Consider the following 14,968-nt stretch of genomic DNA (forward strand, 5'->3'; position numbering starts at 1 on the left):
GCCAAAAATCAGACCGTTGCGCCAATAACATCAGCGCGCCCGCCTAAATCATTCCCTAAGATGCCCACCGTCTCTCCAGTGTGTCCGGCCGTCTCTCCAACCCGTCCCACCGTCTCTCCAGTGTGTCACAAGCGCCTCAGCAGCGCCGGTGAAGGGGGTTCTAAGCATTACAAACATACACCGCAAGCAGAAAATCACGCCCTGAGCAACTTTTTTGCACTTTCTTATTTTACTCAATAAATTCAGATAATTAAGGTGATAAATTCGACCGATGCACCCAGGAAAGCCCATTATCACGCCTAAGGTATCCACACTGCTTTCCGTACGAGCTATGCCCGATATCAACATATTGTTGAGCTCCCCACGTCTACTACAAGACTCGTATGAGTCGCCCGGTATGAAACACACCCGCACCGAGTCGGAATTTGCCTGCACGCGGTCTGAAACGGGGATGCACCGGCAAATACTTTGCACCCTCTCTTGCGAAACGCTCTGGATTGCGTTCAGGTCACCTGACTAGTTACATACTGGCACGCAGCGAGATGACACGAACACACGCCGCCATCTTCCCACGCATATGCACCGTCGGCTTTGACGGCCTGCTGGTCTCTTTCGCCGAAACCATGGCCGAGCCATCGAACCGGGCAGCATTGGCGTTTCGAGCTGCGGTGGATTCTGAACGGTGGGAAGGTGTCATTGAAACCTCTGCGACGCTGGCGTCGACTTATATCCGATTTGAACCATCCCAGTTTGCCCACGCAAACCTTCGCGACCGGGTCGAGCAGCTGTTGCGGCGGCAGGATTGGTACAAAGCGCCCCTCCCCCAGGGGCGCAGGTTATGGAGTGTCCCCACGGTTTATGGCGGCGCGCTTGCCCCTCAATTAGATGAGGCTGCGGCTGCGGCCAGGCTGTCCCCCGATGAAGCCGTTCATCGATTGAGCGCCACAACCGTCCGCGTCCTGACGATCGGATTTGCTCCCGGTCAGCCATATCTTGGCCCGCTCGGCCCTGAGTTCAACATACCGCGCCTCAAGAAGTTGACCCCGATGGTGCCCGAGGGCGCTTTGGTATTGGCGATTTCGCAATTTGTCCTTTTCTCGGGACCCACACCAACCGGGTGGCGACATATTGGCCAAACCGCTTTTCGCTGTTTTCGTCCTGAAGCACAGAACAGCTTTGCCCTGAAACCCGGCGACGAAATGCAGTTCGTGTCAGTCACGCGTGAGGAATTAGAGGCGATACGCGCCAATGACGTTGATGGATCAGGCGGCGCGACCTGTCAGGAGATCGCGGTTTGAGCCTGTCTGTCCTGCGCATAGGGCCTGCTTGTACAATACAGGACCAAGGCCGCCACGGATATCTGGATCAAGGGCTTTCCCGATCTGGCGCAGCAGATTTACTGGCCCTGCACGAAGGCGCCGCATTGTTGAGGCAAAGTCCTAAACTTGCCGCGCTTGAAATGGCCGGAATGGGCGGTGAGTTTGAGGCCACTCATCCCATACAGATTGCACTGACGGGCGCACCGATGCAGGCCAGTATTGATGGCGCTGCCATTTCGTGGAATGCCTCTTACCGCCTTGAGACCGGACAGCGGGTGATAGTCGGGGCCGCCACACGGGGAACCTATGGATATTTGCACCTGGGCGGCGGTATTGAGGTGCAGGAGTTTCTGGGATCCCGCTCAACTCACCTTACTGCCAAAATCGGGCGCGCCCTACAGGCCGGAGACAGCTTATCCGCCGGGGCAGCGTCACAGCAGGCAGGACAGAAGTTGCGCGCTGAAGATCGGTTCTCGGGCGGTTCGCTGCGGGTTGTGGCCAGTTTTCAGACCGAACTGTTCGACCGGCAAACGCTGGACCGCTTTTTGCGCACGACATTCACTCGCGGGTCCCGCGCAAATCGCATGGGAATGCAGCTGGAAGGCGACGGAGAGGGTTTCGCCGCAAAGGGGCAGCTGAACATATTGTCCGAGGTCATCGCCCCCGGCGACATTCAGATGACCGGCACTGGCAATCCCTTTATTCTGCTGCCCGAGTGTCAGACAACCGGCGGGTATCCCAGAATTGCGACCGTCCTTCCCTGTGACCTGCCGCGGGCTGCGCAAACCCCGGCGGGCGTACAGCTTCAGTTCAGGCTGGTCGAAATGGACGAGGCCATTTCCCTGCAGGCGGCTTTTCAAAAAGAACTGGCCAACTTGCCATCCAAGGTCGAACCGCTGATCCGTGATCCTCATGACATTGCTGACCTGCTATCTTATCAACTGGTCAGCGGAATGATCTCTGCCACAGACTAAGGAGTTTGCCGATGCCCAGCGTAGATCTTAATGCCGATATGGGGGAAAGCTTTGGCCCCTGGAGCATGGGCGATGACAAAAGCCTGTTGCGGATTATCACTTCGGCCAACATTGCCTGTGGCGTTCACGCGGGCGATCCGGACGTCATGGCGCAAACGATGACCCTGGCTGCGGAAAACGGTGTCGGCATTGGCGCGCATCCCGGCTTTCCTGACCTACAGGGATTTGGCCGCCGCAATATGAAAATACCCCACGATAGCCTGCGAAATCTTGTTCGGTATCAGTTGGGATCGGCGATCGGTATGGCAAACGCCGTTGGAACGCAGGTCCGGCATCTGAAGCTGCACGGTGCATTGTCCAACATGTGTTCGGTCGATATCGACATGGCGCGGGCCTGTTATCAGGGCGCGCTGGACGTGAACCCAGATATCATCATCATGGTGCTGGCCGTCACCAAGCAGGAAGAAGCCGTTCGGGAATTGGGCTGCAAGTGGGTCGGCGAGATCTTTGCCGACCGCGCCTATAACGACGATGGCACTCTGGTCGACCGAAGCTTGCCCGGCGCCGTCATCCACGACCCCGAAATTGCAGGGCCTCGAATTCTGGAAATGGTCAGCGAAGGGGCCATCATTACCGAAACCGGCAAAAGGCTTAATACCGCGATCGACACGATCTGCCTGCACGGGGATGGACCAACCGCCGTTCAGATTGCGCATTCGGTCCGCGAAAACCTGATCGCGGGCGGTGTCGAGGTGACAAAGTTCCTGCGGTAATCCCGCGGGTGCAATGCGTCCGCCCGTACTCAGACTGTTGCCGAGGCTGAATTCCCTCCCTAGCATGTCAGCAAGCATATGTTCTGAATACCACAATCCCGGCAACGAACCGCACCTGGTTTGCCTAGTCTGGGCAAGGAGTAACTTTATGTCTTTTGATTTAGCGTCTTACGAACCACGCGGCGACAAGAAGAATTCGGACTTCTTCAACGAGTATTTGCCAAAAATTTACGAACGCCGTGCCAGCTCTGGTGTCGCCCAGCAGGTTGGGCCCATGCGCGCTGTCGTGCTTCAGGTCGAAACTGACGTTCTTTTCGACACTCTGGTCGAGCTATATGTGATGTCGCCATACCGTCACACGGCCAGCTATCTTGGACGGACGCATAAATACTCGGTCCTGCATTCACACCTGAACTACCCGGCGCTCATCGTGATGGCTCCGCTTAGCCCGACATTCGAAGACTTCATCCCGCGCATCAACCGCATGTACCCGTTGGCACGAAACACGCCGCAAACGCGCTATGTTGGCGAAGTGTTTGGCGCCACTGACCTGAACACGCTGACCAAAACGCTGGAGGATCAGAATATCCGGTTCGAATATTCCGGCGACACCGAGAACCCGTTTTACACGCTAAAGGGCCTTCGGTTCACCACCCCTTCTGATTTCACCTGCAACCGGGTCGGTTATTCAACGCTGGATTTCAACGATACCGACAGTTTGGGTCTGGGCGACAGGGTATTGCTCAGCAGCGCAGAACAAGCGCGACTGGATGAGGCTGCTGCCTTTGGTGCCGATAGCAATATCTCTTCACTGATGTTGGGCATCGACCATCTGGCGACACGCGTTCTGGCTGGTGAGCGCGAGGATGCGATCCTCGAATTTCTGACGATGGTGCCCTACTATTTCTGGGGGGCGTACAACATTTTCGACATGAATTCGTCGACCAATGTGAACCGCAATGCCAGTGTGAATGATGACAAGAAATCCCCGGCTAAGGTATTTACAGCCAATAATACGCCTTCGTTTGTAAACTCTTTTGCCAAACGGCCCATGCCAACCGAGGATTTCGTCCGCAATTTCGGACGTCGGCTGCATCACATGGCGATCGAGATTCTGGACGGCGATCACGGTGCGGGCGAAAAGAATGTGGATTTCGTTGTGAACACTCTGAAAGACCAGGGGGTGCCATTCCTGGCCCATGTGGTTGGAGAGTGCAAAGACGATCCGAACCTCAAGCAGATTTTCTCAAAACATTCGAAGAACACTCTGCTGATCACCGAGTATATAGAGCGCTGTCATAAGTATGATGGGTTCTTTACCAAAGATAACGTCGCGGCCCTGACTGCGGCCGCCGGTCAGGATGAGCAATATCAGCACGGCCACGTATTCGACTGACCTGACCCCTGCCACCTACTACGGCACGCTCGCTCAGAAAAAAAGGGCCACGGAATTCCGTGGCCAGACCCATCCAGGAGAGTATATGTCGGGTCTTATGACGGCCCGATCATGAAACAGGTGACATTGCGGGCCTGAAGTCTGCGGCAGGCCAGATCGGCTTGCTCTCGGGTCATGCCCTGGAACGTCGCGTCGAACCCGCGTGAGTTTTGATTGACCTTGCGCAGCGTGCCTTCCAATGTAGTCATTTCCGACAGGGCCGTTTTCAGTAGTACCTTTTCAGCCTCGTACCGGGTCGTATAGCGCCCCACATTCACGCCCCACAAATGACCGCCAGAGGTCGACAAGCGTGTGACGATTTCCTGCTCTGGCTCGGGCTGTTCTGCCGAGGCCAGCACTAGATCATCCGTGCGGACCGTCGGGCGCGTCGTTCCTTCGGTCGGCGTCTCTACACCGGCCGAGGCGATGGCTGCGGCGATACCGTCCTGAATCCGCGCGTCGTTCTTGGCTGCGGTTGCGGCGACATTGTTCGCCACTAGAACGGTACTCCCCCGCTGGGGTCGAAGAACCGGTCGCAGGCTTCTGGTGGGCGCGCCGCTTACGCTGGCGACTTTCGCATTCAAACCTGCATTACCGGCATAGGCCGGCCGGGCTGGTTTGCGGATCGGCGCGCGCGACGGGGCGCGGCGGAAACCCATGTCCAACAGCTCGGCTACTTTGGCATTGCGCGATGCGCCGGATTTGCCACCAAAGACAGTCGCGATGATCCGTTCGTCCTTGCGCTTGGCCGAGGCAACCAGATTGAACCCAGCTGCACGGGTATAGCCCGTCTTGATCCCATCCGCACCGCGATAGGCCGCTAGCAGGCGACGGTTCGTATTGGGAACGGTTTTGATCCCCGCATTCGTGGATTGGCGCGAAAACAGGTTGTAATATTGCGGGTAATCATACAGCAGATGCCGTCCCAGCGTGGTCATGTCCCGTGCGGTCGACAGATGTCCGGCCTCGGTCAGACCATGTGCGTTCTTAAAGGTTGTACGGCTCATTCCCATCGCCTTGGCGGTACGTGTCATGCGGCGCGCAAAGGCGGCCTCGGACCCGCTGAGGGCGACACCAATGGCAGTGGCTGCGTCATTGGCCGACTTCACCGCCGCCGCACGGATCAAATAGCGGAAAGCAATCTTCTGCCCCGAACGCAAACCCAGCTTTGAAGGCGGTTCAGAGGAAGCCTTTTTGGTGATGGTCACCTGCGTATCAAGAGTGATTTCGCCGTTCCGAACCGCTTCAAATGCGATGTACAGTGTCATCATTTTGGTTAACGAGGCCGGATGGAGGCGTGTATCGGCGTTTCGGGAATGCAGCACTTCGCCCGTTCGCGCGTCGATCACCATCGCCGCATATGGGGCAGCAATGCCCTGCGCCGGAGCGAAGGAAAACAACAACAGGAATGCTGCAAGGAATACGCCCATAGGGGCCGGAACTGTCCGCCGTACCTGCACGATTTTTGCCTCTGTCTACCTCAGGCCGCCGGGTTTTCCCGGTCAGCTACTATTTATTTTATTGCTCATCAGCGTAGCACAGCACCCCCGCGAAAGAAACCGAAAGCTCATAACTTTAACGCTTTCAGCGTATGTCAAAGACCCACTAGATGTGGCGGTGCAAACGGCGGCGCACCGCTAAACCTGCCATTTCGTCAAGACTGTGTCGTCGACTGGCCCCTATTTTCGGAAACTGCGACCAAATGGCAACATCAACTCAAAGAGCGAACCAGCGCCGTCAATCCACTAAGATCGGGCAATTCGTGGTATCTGGAACTGTCGGCCGGCACGTCGGCCTGCTCGATCTCCCAGACCAGCCCATGCGGCACGTATACGCCCCAGCATCCGGCCTGAATCGGAGCAACCACATCGGACCGCATCGAATTTCCGACCATCATAGCCGCAGCGGGCCCCTCGCCATGCTGCGCGAAGATCTGGCGATAGATTTCCGGGGTCTTTTCAGACACGATCTCGACCCCGTCGAAAAGATCGCCCAAACCGGATTGCGCAAGTTTGCGTTCCTGGTCTATCAGATCACCCTTGGTGATCAGGATTACGCGGTGGGTGTCGGCAGCGCTTTCGATGGCCTGCCGGGCATAGGGCAATAGCTCGATCGGATGGGCCAACATCTCTTGCCCCGCTTCGATCAGTTGGCGAATGACCCCTGCAGGAACACGGTCTTCGGTCACTTCGATCGCCGTTTCGATCATGGAGAGGGTGAAGCCTTTGATTCCATACCCATAATGCCGGATATTGCGTTTTTCGGCAGCCAGCAATCGGTCCATCAGGTGATCCGATTCGGCATGATCTGATAGCAGGTCGACAAAATGTGCCTGCGTCAGCTGAAAGAACCGTTCGTTGTGCCACAGCGTGTCATCGGCATCGAACCCGATTGTGGTTAGTTTTTCGCCCATTTGGATAACGTCCTGCTGGCTCTTTTATCTGACGCATTGGACGTTATATAAGCGCACAGATAAACCGAAGCCTGAATCGGACGTTTGCGCCTAATGTTTGAGAACCAATGGATGATGTCTGACAAATCGGACGACGATGCAGATTCGTCGATCCTGGTACAGACGCGCCCCAAGACCAAACGCCCGCCGCTGTACAAAGTGCTGCTTTTGAATGACGACTACACCCCGATGGAGTTTGTCGTTCACGTATTGGAACGTTTTTTCGGCATGACCCACGCAGAGGCGTTCGAGATCATGCTAACCGTCCACAAGAAGGGCGTCGCCGTTGTTGGTGTCTTCAGTCATGAGATTGCCGAAACCAAGGTCGGGCAAGTCATGGATTTCGCTCGCCGCCATCAACACCCCCTGCAGTGCACTATGGAACGCGAAGAGTAAGGCGACGCCTGACCTCTTTTCGGAATTGCCAATGTCCCCTCGCCTAGATCTTGCCTTGCAAAGCGGCCTTGAAATCGCGCAACCCCTGTCCGTGATTGGGCCAACGCCCGAGGAAGACCTCGCTGGGCTGGCTTCAGATACGCAGGTAGTCCAGCCATTCAAGCCGTTTCACGACCATTTTGCGGATCACGGATTCAGGGCCACGCCCGAGGCCGATGACCTGTGCCAGGACGCCATCGTTTTCCTGCCGCGTGCCAAGGCTTTGGCCCGCAACCTCGTGTATCAGGCTTGCAAGCGTTCGGCCGGATTGGTTGTGGTCGACGGCGCTAAGACAAATGGCGTCGACAGCCTGTTGAAGGATATTCGCAAACGCGTAACCGTGCAGGGGCCCATCGCAAAAGCACATGGCAAGATCTTTTGGTTCCAGTCCGACGTAAACGCGTTCGAGGACTGGGCCGCACCCGCCACCCAATCCGCCGACGGATTTCAGACAGCGCCCGGAGTATTTTCTGCAGACGGGGTCGACCCGGCCTCAGTAATGCTGCTTGCTGCCTTGCCTGAAAAACTGGGCGGTCGGGTCGCCGATCTGGGGGCTGGCTGGGGATACCTGTCCGCAGGGCTAATGGGTGCAAGGGGGCTGCAGGAATTGCATCTGGTCGAGGCCGATCACATCGCCCTGCAATGTGCTCGTGCAAATGTAAAAGACGACCGTGCACAGTTCCACTGGGCCGACGCGGTCACCTGGCGCGCGCCTGAGCCGCTGGATACGGTCATTATGAACCCGCCGTTTCACACATCGCGCAGTGCCGATCCTGCGTTGGGTCAGGGATTCATCAAATCTGCTGCGCGCAATCTGACACGGGGCGGTTCCCTTTGGATGGTCGCCAATCGACACCTACCCTATGAAATTACGCTGAACGAGGCCTTCGCGCAGATGAAGGAAGTGACCGGGGACAATCGTTTCAAGGTCTTCCACGCCTCTCGCCCTCGGCGGTGATACCCGCTAACCTGCACCGCACATCAGGAGAACACGCATGTCCTTTTCCATAGCCGGCAAGACCGCGATCGTCACAGGTGGTGCAAATGGTGTCGGATTGGCCATCGGACGTCACTTCGCGGATGCCGGGGCCAATGTCATGTTCGCCGACATGGATGAAAAACGACTGGCCAATGAACTGGGCGAGCAGGCAGATGACAGCAACATCCGTTTCTTCGCCGGGGATCTGCGTGAAAAGCTGACGATTGCGAACCTGCTTTCGGCCACGATTGACGCTTTCGAACAGGTCGACATCCTGATAAATGGCTCGCGCCAGGTTATTCCGTCTGATCCATTGGACATGGAAGACGACTCGGTCCGCACCTTGTTGAACCAGAACCTGATGCCGGCCTTGCGACTGAGCCAACTAGTTGCCAAACGGATGATCAAGCAATCCGGTGATGATGAAAACGAAAACCCTGCGGGATCCATCATCAACTTATCTTCGATTGCTGCCCGTCGCACCCATCCCGATCTGATGGCCTATTCGGTGTCTACAGCAGCGCTTGATCAGTTGACCCGATCCCTGGCCGTTGCCCTTGCCCCAAACCGCATCCGCGTGAATTCGATCGCGCTGGGATCGGTGATGAGCGCTTCGCTGCAATCCACGCTCAAGGAAAATCGCACATTTCGGGATGATATCGAAAAGCACACACCCCTTTCCCGGATTGCCGCGCCAAACGAACTGGCCGAAACCGCACAGTACCTTGCCTCGGACGCCGCAGGTTTCATCACTGGACAAATCCTAACCATTGACGGTGGACGCACTTTGCTGGACCCCGTCGCAGCCCCGGCCCATTAAACAGATGTTCGATACTGAAAAAGCCACCGCCGCAGCCTGGTTTCGTGACTTGCGCAATGAAATCGTAAACGCTTTTGAGCAGCTTGAGGATTCCCACGACACCGGACCTTTTTCCGATGCTCAACCCGGTCGCTTCGAAGTCAAAGAGACCAAACGGCATTCGGATGACGGGGCGGACGCCGGTGGCGGTTTGATGTCCGTGATGCGCGGCGGCCGCGTGTTCGAGAAAGTCGGCGTCAATGTCTCGACAGTATTCGGCCAGCTCGGGGAACGGGCGCAACAGGCAATGGCTGCCCGAAAAGGCATTCCCGGAATGACCGAGGACCCGCGGTTCTGGGCCTCGGGTATCAGCCTGGTTGCCCATATGCAGAACCCGCACGCTCCCGCTGTTCACATGAATACGCGCATGTTCTGGACACCTCACGCCTGGTGGTTCGGCGGCGGATCAGACCTGAATCCCTGTATCGAATATGACGAAGACACTGCCCATTTCCACGCAACCCAGAAGGCCCATCTGGATCCCCACGGACCGGGCCACTATCCGCGTTTGAAAGAATGGGCCGACGAGTATTTCTTTATCCCGCACCGCAAGCGCGCCCGCGGTGTCGGCGGTATCTTTCTGGATGACTATTGCACCGGAGACTGGTCATCGGACTTTGCCCTGACACAGGATATCGGGCGGGCCTTCTTGCCAGCCTTTCTGCCTTTGGTTGAAAAGCGCAGGCAACAGAGCTTTGACGCCGCTGATAAGGATACCCAACTGATTCATCGCGGGCTCTATGCCGAATACAACCTTGTCTATGACCGCGGAACCAAATTCGGGCTAGAGACCGGGCACGACCCGGACGCAGTGCTTATGAGCCTGCCGCCCTTGGCCAAATGGGTCTAGCGCCTGACCTGCCCCTGCGGTGCTTTTTACTTCCGGGGTTTCAGAACCCGAAATCCATGAAATTGTCAGAGCAATAGCGCTGCGCCGATGCCGCTGACATGTTCTCGCCAACGCGTTTGACAGTAACCGAATAGCCCGGCGTCGTATCAACCCCTTCGGGCGCAGTCAGCGAGAATTGCACCGTCCGTGTCTGTTTGTCATAGGCCCGGGTTATGTAAATACGCTGGTTCGATTTGGTTCTAAGCGTGCGTATCGCAAAATCCCCGATCCCGCACCAATAGGCCACTGGCGCAGAACTGCCGCTGGTTGAGACCTCGTAAACGCCATTGTCACGTGGTGTCACTGTCGTTCGGAATGCGGGGTTTATACCGACCCCGAACCCAACAGCCTGGGCCATGGCAGGCACCATCATCAGCGTCAGAATACATGTTGATACAAAGTATTTCATGGTGCTTGACCCCGGGCAAAAAAGATTTCCTTGGAAAATCATAGAACAGATACGCTTTCCGTAAAGCGCAGTTTCAATCCGCAAAGTGCAGCCGCCCACCGACATCCTGCGGCGCAAGCGCCACGGTTTTTATCACCGCAAAGCAAGGTTTGCCTGCAGCAAGCCCAAGGGCTTCAACCGAACGTCGGGTGATCCGAGCCAGAATAGTCCCTGCAGGTGTAATGACAGAGACGATCGCACCGGGGCCTTCCCCGGCTCGGATCGTATCAACCCTGCCCTCCAGTACATTCAGCGCTGACAGGCCCTCGGGCCGCTTACTGGCAAGGATCACCTCTTGTGCGGGGATGCGAATACGCAGGCTTTCACCGACCATATGGGGAATAAGCGGCAGAAATAGACGCGCCTCTTCGGCTGCCAACTCGGTCAACCCGTCTGCATGGTGAGCTGATACCTGCACCTGAAGCACCGCACCAACGGCTCTGACACCGAGCGGGGCCACAGAAGGATCAGCCATCACTTCGGAAGCCGGGCCTTGCCGAACCACCTTACCGTCCTGCAGGGCTACGACAGAAGTTGCCAGCCGCGCAACTTCGGCTGCCGAGTGGGTCACATAAAGGATCGGCACCGAAATCTCATCCCGAAGCCGTTCGAAATAGGGCAGTATCTCGGCCTTCCGTGCATCATCCAATGCGGCCAGAGGCTCATCCGCGAGGATCAGACGCGGGCTGGCCAATAAGGCGCGGCCTATGGCGACACGCTGCTTCTCGCCACCTGACAGGCTCAGTGGACGACGGTCCAGAAGATGCCCGATCCCCAACATTTCAATCACCTTATCGGGGTCTTCGCGCGGCACGCTTTTGGGCGCGAACCAGCGCCCATAGGACAGGTTCTGGCGCACAGTTAGATGTGGGAACAGCCGGCCTTCCTGAAAAATATACCCCAAGCGGCGTTTATGCGGAGGCAGCCAAAGGCGCTTTTCCGTATCGAACAACGTCCACCCGTCCACGGATACGCGACCAGCTTTGGGCTCCAGCAATCCCGCCACAGCGTTAACGATTGTCGTCTTACCGGCGCCGGACCTTCCATACAGAACCGTCACCCCGGCAGGCGCATCAAATTCGGCATCCAACTGAATACCTGGCAGATCATGTTGCAGATTGACGGAAAGGCTCATGTCCCCGACACCCTTTCCGCGGCGCGACGACCGACAAACTCTGACAACAGCAGCGCCCCCATCGCGATGATGACCGATATCACCACTAGCCGCATCGCCGCCGCCTCACCACCCGGAACCTGCAGAAACGCATAAACGGCCGATGGCAACGTCTGTGTCTGTCCAGGTATGTTCGAAACAAAGGTGATCGTCGCGCCAAACTCACCCATGGCTTTTGCAAAGGCAAGGATGGTCCCGGCGATCACCCCCGGCAGAATCATCGGCAAGGTTACGGTGACAAAAACCCACAGACGCGAGGCACCCAGCGTGGCTCCGGCCTGTTCGAGCTTAGGGTCGACGGCTTCGATCGAAAGGCGAATAGCACGGACCATCAGCGGAAACGCCATGATCCCGGCGGCCAGCGCCGCGCCGGTCCAGCGAAACGCAAAGACAATTCCAAGCCCCGCCAGAGGTCCACCAATCGGGCCCTGAATACCAAAGGTCAATAGCAGCAGATATCCCGTAACAACCGGCGGCAGGATCAATGGCAAATGCACCAACCCATTCAACACTTGTCGTCCGGGAAAGCGCCAGCGCGCCAGTGCATAGGCAACGAATATACCAAAGGGCAAAGTAACCAGCGTTGCCCAGAAAGAGACACGCAGCGACAATTTCAGCGCCTCAAGTTCTTCCGGTCCCAGCCAACCCATCGGCTAGTCGCCCGGCAGGGCAAATCCCTGCTCTGCAAAGACTGCCATCGCTGCATCGGTCTGTAGGTAGCTTAGGAAAGCATATGCCTCGGCTGAGGCTTGCGTTGTTACAGCGGCCGGGTAGACAATTTCCGGGTGAAGATTTGCAGGGAAAGAGGCCACAACCCGCACCCGATCCTCGGCCTGGGCATCCGATCGGTAGACAACACCCAAGGGGGCAGCCCCCGCGGCAACCAAAGCCAGAGCCGCGCGTACATTGTCGGTCTGTGCCACCTGCTGCTGAACACTATCCCAAAGACCTAGGTTTTGCAGCGCCGCTTTGCCGTAAATTCCCGCAGGCACGGCATCGACCAGGGCCATCGCAAGATGCCCACCTGACAAAGCGGCTGAGATGTCCGTCTGCGGGGAAAGCCCCTCAATTTCAACGGCCGTCGGCCCACCGATCAGGACAAGCCCATTTCCCAAAAGGTTAACCCGCGATCCAGCATCAATCAGCCGATTCTCCTGAAGGACATCCATCCAGTCACTGTTGGCTGAAATATACACATCCGCCGGGGCGCCCTGTTGAATTTGACGTGCCAGTATAGAAGACGCCGCATACGATATGACAACCTCCTGACCGCTTTGCCGTTCAAAACCCGGTACAAGTGAATCCAGAGCATTTTTCAGACTGGCAGCAGCAAAAACCAAAACATCGTCGGCCTCTGCACGCTGCGGAGTCGATATCAAACTACCCAAAACAATAGCAGCAGCCAGAAAACGGCTTGCGGATGACAGGGTCATATTGTTCCCGTCTCGTAGGTTAAGGTTCCATCAGGGGATATCTGAGGCGGCGGGGGGCGCGCAAGCATCGATAGGACGCATCGTGAATAAGAACCTTTGAAACGGGCAATTCATAGCCGCAACAACACCCAAGATATTTTGGAGGTGCCTGATCCGAAACGACCGGTTCAGATTTCGTGATCCCTCAAAAAGTCTGATAAATCAGAGCCCGGTTGGCGGAGATATCACCCCAGATGCCCGCCTTGTCTAAATTCAGTGAAAGAAATTGTGCCAGACCCTCTTGCGCCCGCGCGCCGGCTTGGCTAAATGCAGCCTCACGGGTGATTAGCTCAGTTGGTAGAGCGCTTCGTTTACACCGAAGATGTCGGGAGTTCGAGTCTCTCATCACCCACCATTCTTTCCCTACAATGTATCAAGGTCTTACGCGGCTAGCACCTTTTGCTGTGCTGCGCATGAAACTGTGTCCGCTGCGCCTCCGCTGCACTTAAACGGAGATGATGTCTCCAACACAGGAGATAAGCCACATGGGTTTCGCACGTATTCAGAAGAGGTCAAACTTGAGCCTGGGACTTATGGCATCGAAGTCCGATATGTCGAGAACCACGGCCATGTGGGGCTGAAGCTGGAATGGGACGGTCCGGATACCCATGGCCGTGAGGTGATGCAGGCCGATCCCGGTTTGTCGGTTCCCAAGGACGACGCGATCCAAGTTGGCATCCAGGTGTCGCATGCGTCTGAACAGGCGAGTGTTACACTGGAGGGGTTACCGGCAAATACCCTGATAATCAGTGGTGAGCATTCGGTGATCACCAATGGTGATCCGGTGGATTTGTCGGGTTGTAACCTGAACCACCTGGAGCTTTCCCCGCCAGTAGGTTTCGAGGGCGTAATTCATGGTCAGATCGTTGTGTCAGACATAGACAGCGCCGGCACTCTCATCACTTCGGAAAACCCATTTGCCCTGACCGTCGGTGACGACCCTGTCAGCCCAGGGATTTCTTTGGACGAAGAACTGGCTTACGAAGCGCTGCACTCGAGTACTCCTGGAACCCTGCCTTGGGATGCTATCCATTCGACCGACAATGCCCCAGAGGTGGATGTTCTGGACGAGCCGATCTCAACCCTCGGAGATGCAAATATTACTTGTATTGAAACAGATACTTATGAGAGATTTGATTGGTAGTGAATGCAATGCTCAGTTGAGCCGACCTGCATTCTGTTCTGGGATGCGATCTTTGCCACAGGCTTCTTGCCGAGACGCTAGAATCTTGATTTTGCAGACGGTCCAACACCTATATTTTCTTTGGTTGTGCCCAAGGCACAGTCTGGCCAGAATTTCAGCAAATTTATGACAGAAATCACACCTAGCTGCGGCGTTCGAAACGAATCTGCTCTAGGTGAGATCAAATGAAAAAGTTGGCCATTCTTCTTATATCTATGCCCTTCACGGCGCTTGCAGAAGAGCGGGTGTTTGAATGTCAGTCGCCAGACGAACAGCATCCCGAAATGGCTGCGAAACTGATCAAATATGAAGATCAAAATAAAGGTCGTATCAAGATCGGTGACATCGACAAAGAGGTCGATGTTTTCCCGGGGCTCGATACCTTGACCTACCTGTATATCGGCGAGGATCACACGCTGAGTTATAACGTCCACCCCCAGAAAGGCACGTTCGATTTCTCTGCCTCTGGTAGTAGAACCGGTTGGGGCAAAGGAACTTGCACGGAAATCACAGGGCAATAACCCGCATCTCCTCCTAACAATGCACCGGCCTGTTCCATGGGCGTGTGCTTGCGGC

At 56.4% G+C, this 14,968-nt stretch carries 16 protein-coding genes and 1 tRNA gene; 11 read left to right on the top strand and 6 right to left on the bottom strand.

Features of this window, described 5'->3' with window-relative positions; all coding sequences use genetic code 11:
- Positions 1-542: 542 nt before the first annotated feature.
- From AC2FH8_RS05435 to AC2FH8_RS05450, 4 genes are all read left to right on the top strand, one after another.
- Positions 543-1,298, top strand: a complete 756-nt coding sequence (locus AC2FH8_RS05435) for a 5-oxoprolinase subunit B family protein (RefSeq protein WP_281995294.1) — start codon at positions 543-545, stop codon at positions 1,296-1,298.
- The gene (locus AC2FH8_RS05440) at positions 1,295-2,293 is read left to right on the top strand and encodes a 5-oxoprolinase subunit C family protein (protein WP_496688677.1); all 999 of its coding nucleotides are present in this window, start codon (positions 1,295-1,297) and stop codon (positions 2,291-2,293) included. Before AC2FH8_RS05435 ends, AC2FH8_RS05440 begins: the two co-directional genes overlap by 4 nt.
- A gap of 11 nt (positions 2,294-2,304) precedes the next feature.
- Positions 2,305-3,066 (top strand): LamB/YcsF family protein, encoded by a 762-nt coding sequence (locus AC2FH8_RS05445; RefSeq protein WP_271948108.1) that lies wholly within the window; start codon positions 2,305-2,307, stop codon positions 3,064-3,066.
- Positions 3,067-3,214: 148 nt separating this feature from the next.
- Entirely contained in the window at positions 3,215-4,462 is a 1,248-nt protein-coding gene (locus AC2FH8_RS05450) for a hypothetical protein (protein WP_496688679.1), read from the top strand.
- A 95-nt stretch (positions 4,463-4,557) separates the two neighbouring features.
- Here the strand turns inward: AC2FH8_RS05450 and AC2FH8_RS05455 are convergent, their stop codons facing one another.
- Both AC2FH8_RS05455 and AC2FH8_RS05460 read right to left on the bottom strand, forming a co-directional pair.
- Complete coding sequence (locus AC2FH8_RS05455) at positions 4,558-5,931, bottom strand: D-alanyl-D-alanine carboxypeptidase family protein (RefSeq protein WP_142635921.1); 1,374 nt, start codon at positions 5,929-5,931, stop codon at positions 4,558-4,560.
- A gap of 281 nt (positions 5,932-6,212) precedes the next feature.
- Positions 6,213-6,914, bottom strand: coding sequence for an HAD family hydrolase (locus AC2FH8_RS05460; protein ID WP_496688681.1), 702 nt, complete (start codon positions 6,912-6,914; stop codon positions 6,213-6,215).
- A 93-nt stretch (positions 6,915-7,007) separates the two neighbouring features.
- On the opposite strand from AC2FH8_RS05460, the gene clpS reads away from it, so the two are divergent.
- Genes clpS through hemF form a run of 4 tightly spaced genes read left to right on the top strand, consistent with a single transcriptional unit; the run spans position 7,008 to position 10,076 of the window.
- Positions 7,008-7,349, top strand: a complete 342-nt coding sequence (gene clpS, locus AC2FH8_RS05465; RefSeq protein WP_496688683.1) for an ATP-dependent Clp protease adapter ClpS — start codon at positions 7,008-7,010, stop codon at positions 7,347-7,349.
- Between the two features lie 31 nt (positions 7,350-7,380).
- Positions 7,381-8,346, top strand: a complete 966-nt coding sequence (locus AC2FH8_RS05470; protein WP_496688685.1) for a class I SAM-dependent methyltransferase — start codon at positions 7,381-7,383, stop codon at positions 8,344-8,346.
- Between the two features lie 37 nt (positions 8,347-8,383).
- Positions 8,384-9,187, top strand: a complete 804-nt coding sequence (locus AC2FH8_RS05475) for an SDR family NAD(P)-dependent oxidoreductase (protein WP_142635913.1) — start codon at positions 8,384-8,386, stop codon at positions 9,185-9,187.
- 4 nt (positions 9,188-9,191) lie between these two features.
- Positions 9,192-10,076: an oxygen-dependent coproporphyrinogen oxidase gene (hemF, locus tag AC2FH8_RS05480; protein ID WP_281995301.1), complete on the top strand. Its 885-nt coding sequence runs from the start codon at positions 9,192-9,194 to the stop codon at positions 10,074-10,076.
- Positions 10,077-10,116: 40 nt separating this feature from the next.
- Here hemF and AC2FH8_RS05485 read toward each other — a convergent pair whose 3' ends face one another.
- The 4 genes from AC2FH8_RS05485 to modA form a co-directional block, all read right to left on the bottom strand.
- On the bottom strand, positions 10,117-10,524 hold the full coding sequence (locus AC2FH8_RS05485) for a hypothetical protein (protein WP_496688687.1): 408 nt from the start codon (positions 10,522-10,524) through the stop codon (positions 10,117-10,119).
- 73 nt (positions 10,525-10,597) lie between these two features.
- Positions 10,598-11,698, bottom strand: a complete 1,101-nt coding sequence (gene modC, locus AC2FH8_RS05490; RefSeq protein ID WP_496688689.1) for a molybdenum ABC transporter ATP-binding protein — start codon at positions 11,696-11,698, stop codon at positions 10,598-10,600.
- On the bottom strand, positions 11,695-12,387 hold the full coding sequence (gene modB / locus AC2FH8_RS05495) for a molybdate ABC transporter permease subunit (RefSeq protein WP_496688690.1): 693 nt from the start codon (positions 12,385-12,387) through the stop codon (positions 11,695-11,697). Before modB ends, modC begins: the two co-directional genes overlap by 4 nt.
- 3 nt (positions 12,388-12,390) lie before the next feature.
- Positions 12,391-13,170, bottom strand: coding sequence for a molybdate ABC transporter substrate-binding protein (gene modA, locus AC2FH8_RS05500; RefSeq protein ID WP_281995303.1), 780 nt, complete (start codon positions 13,168-13,170; stop codon positions 12,391-12,393).
- A 318-nt stretch (positions 13,171-13,488) separates the two neighbouring features.
- Here modA and AC2FH8_RS05505 point away from each other — a divergent pair.
- From AC2FH8_RS05505 to AC2FH8_RS05515, 3 genes are all read left to right on the top strand, one after another.
- Positions 13,489-13,564 (top strand) — tRNA-Val (locus tag AC2FH8_RS05505).
- Between the two features lie 66 nt (positions 13,565-13,630).
- Entirely contained in the window at positions 13,631-14,353 is a 723-nt protein-coding gene (locus AC2FH8_RS05510) for a hypothetical protein (RefSeq protein ID WP_496688692.1), read from the top strand.
- 224 nt (positions 14,354-14,577) lie between these two features.
- The gene (locus tag AC2FH8_RS05515; RefSeq protein WP_281995305.1) at positions 14,578-14,913 is read left to right on the top strand and encodes a hypothetical protein; all 336 of its coding nucleotides are present in this window, start codon (positions 14,578-14,580) and stop codon (positions 14,911-14,913) included.
- Positions 14,914-14,968: the final 55 nt, after the last annotated feature.

Source organism: Ruegeria sp. CDSC025 (assembly GCF_059610805.1).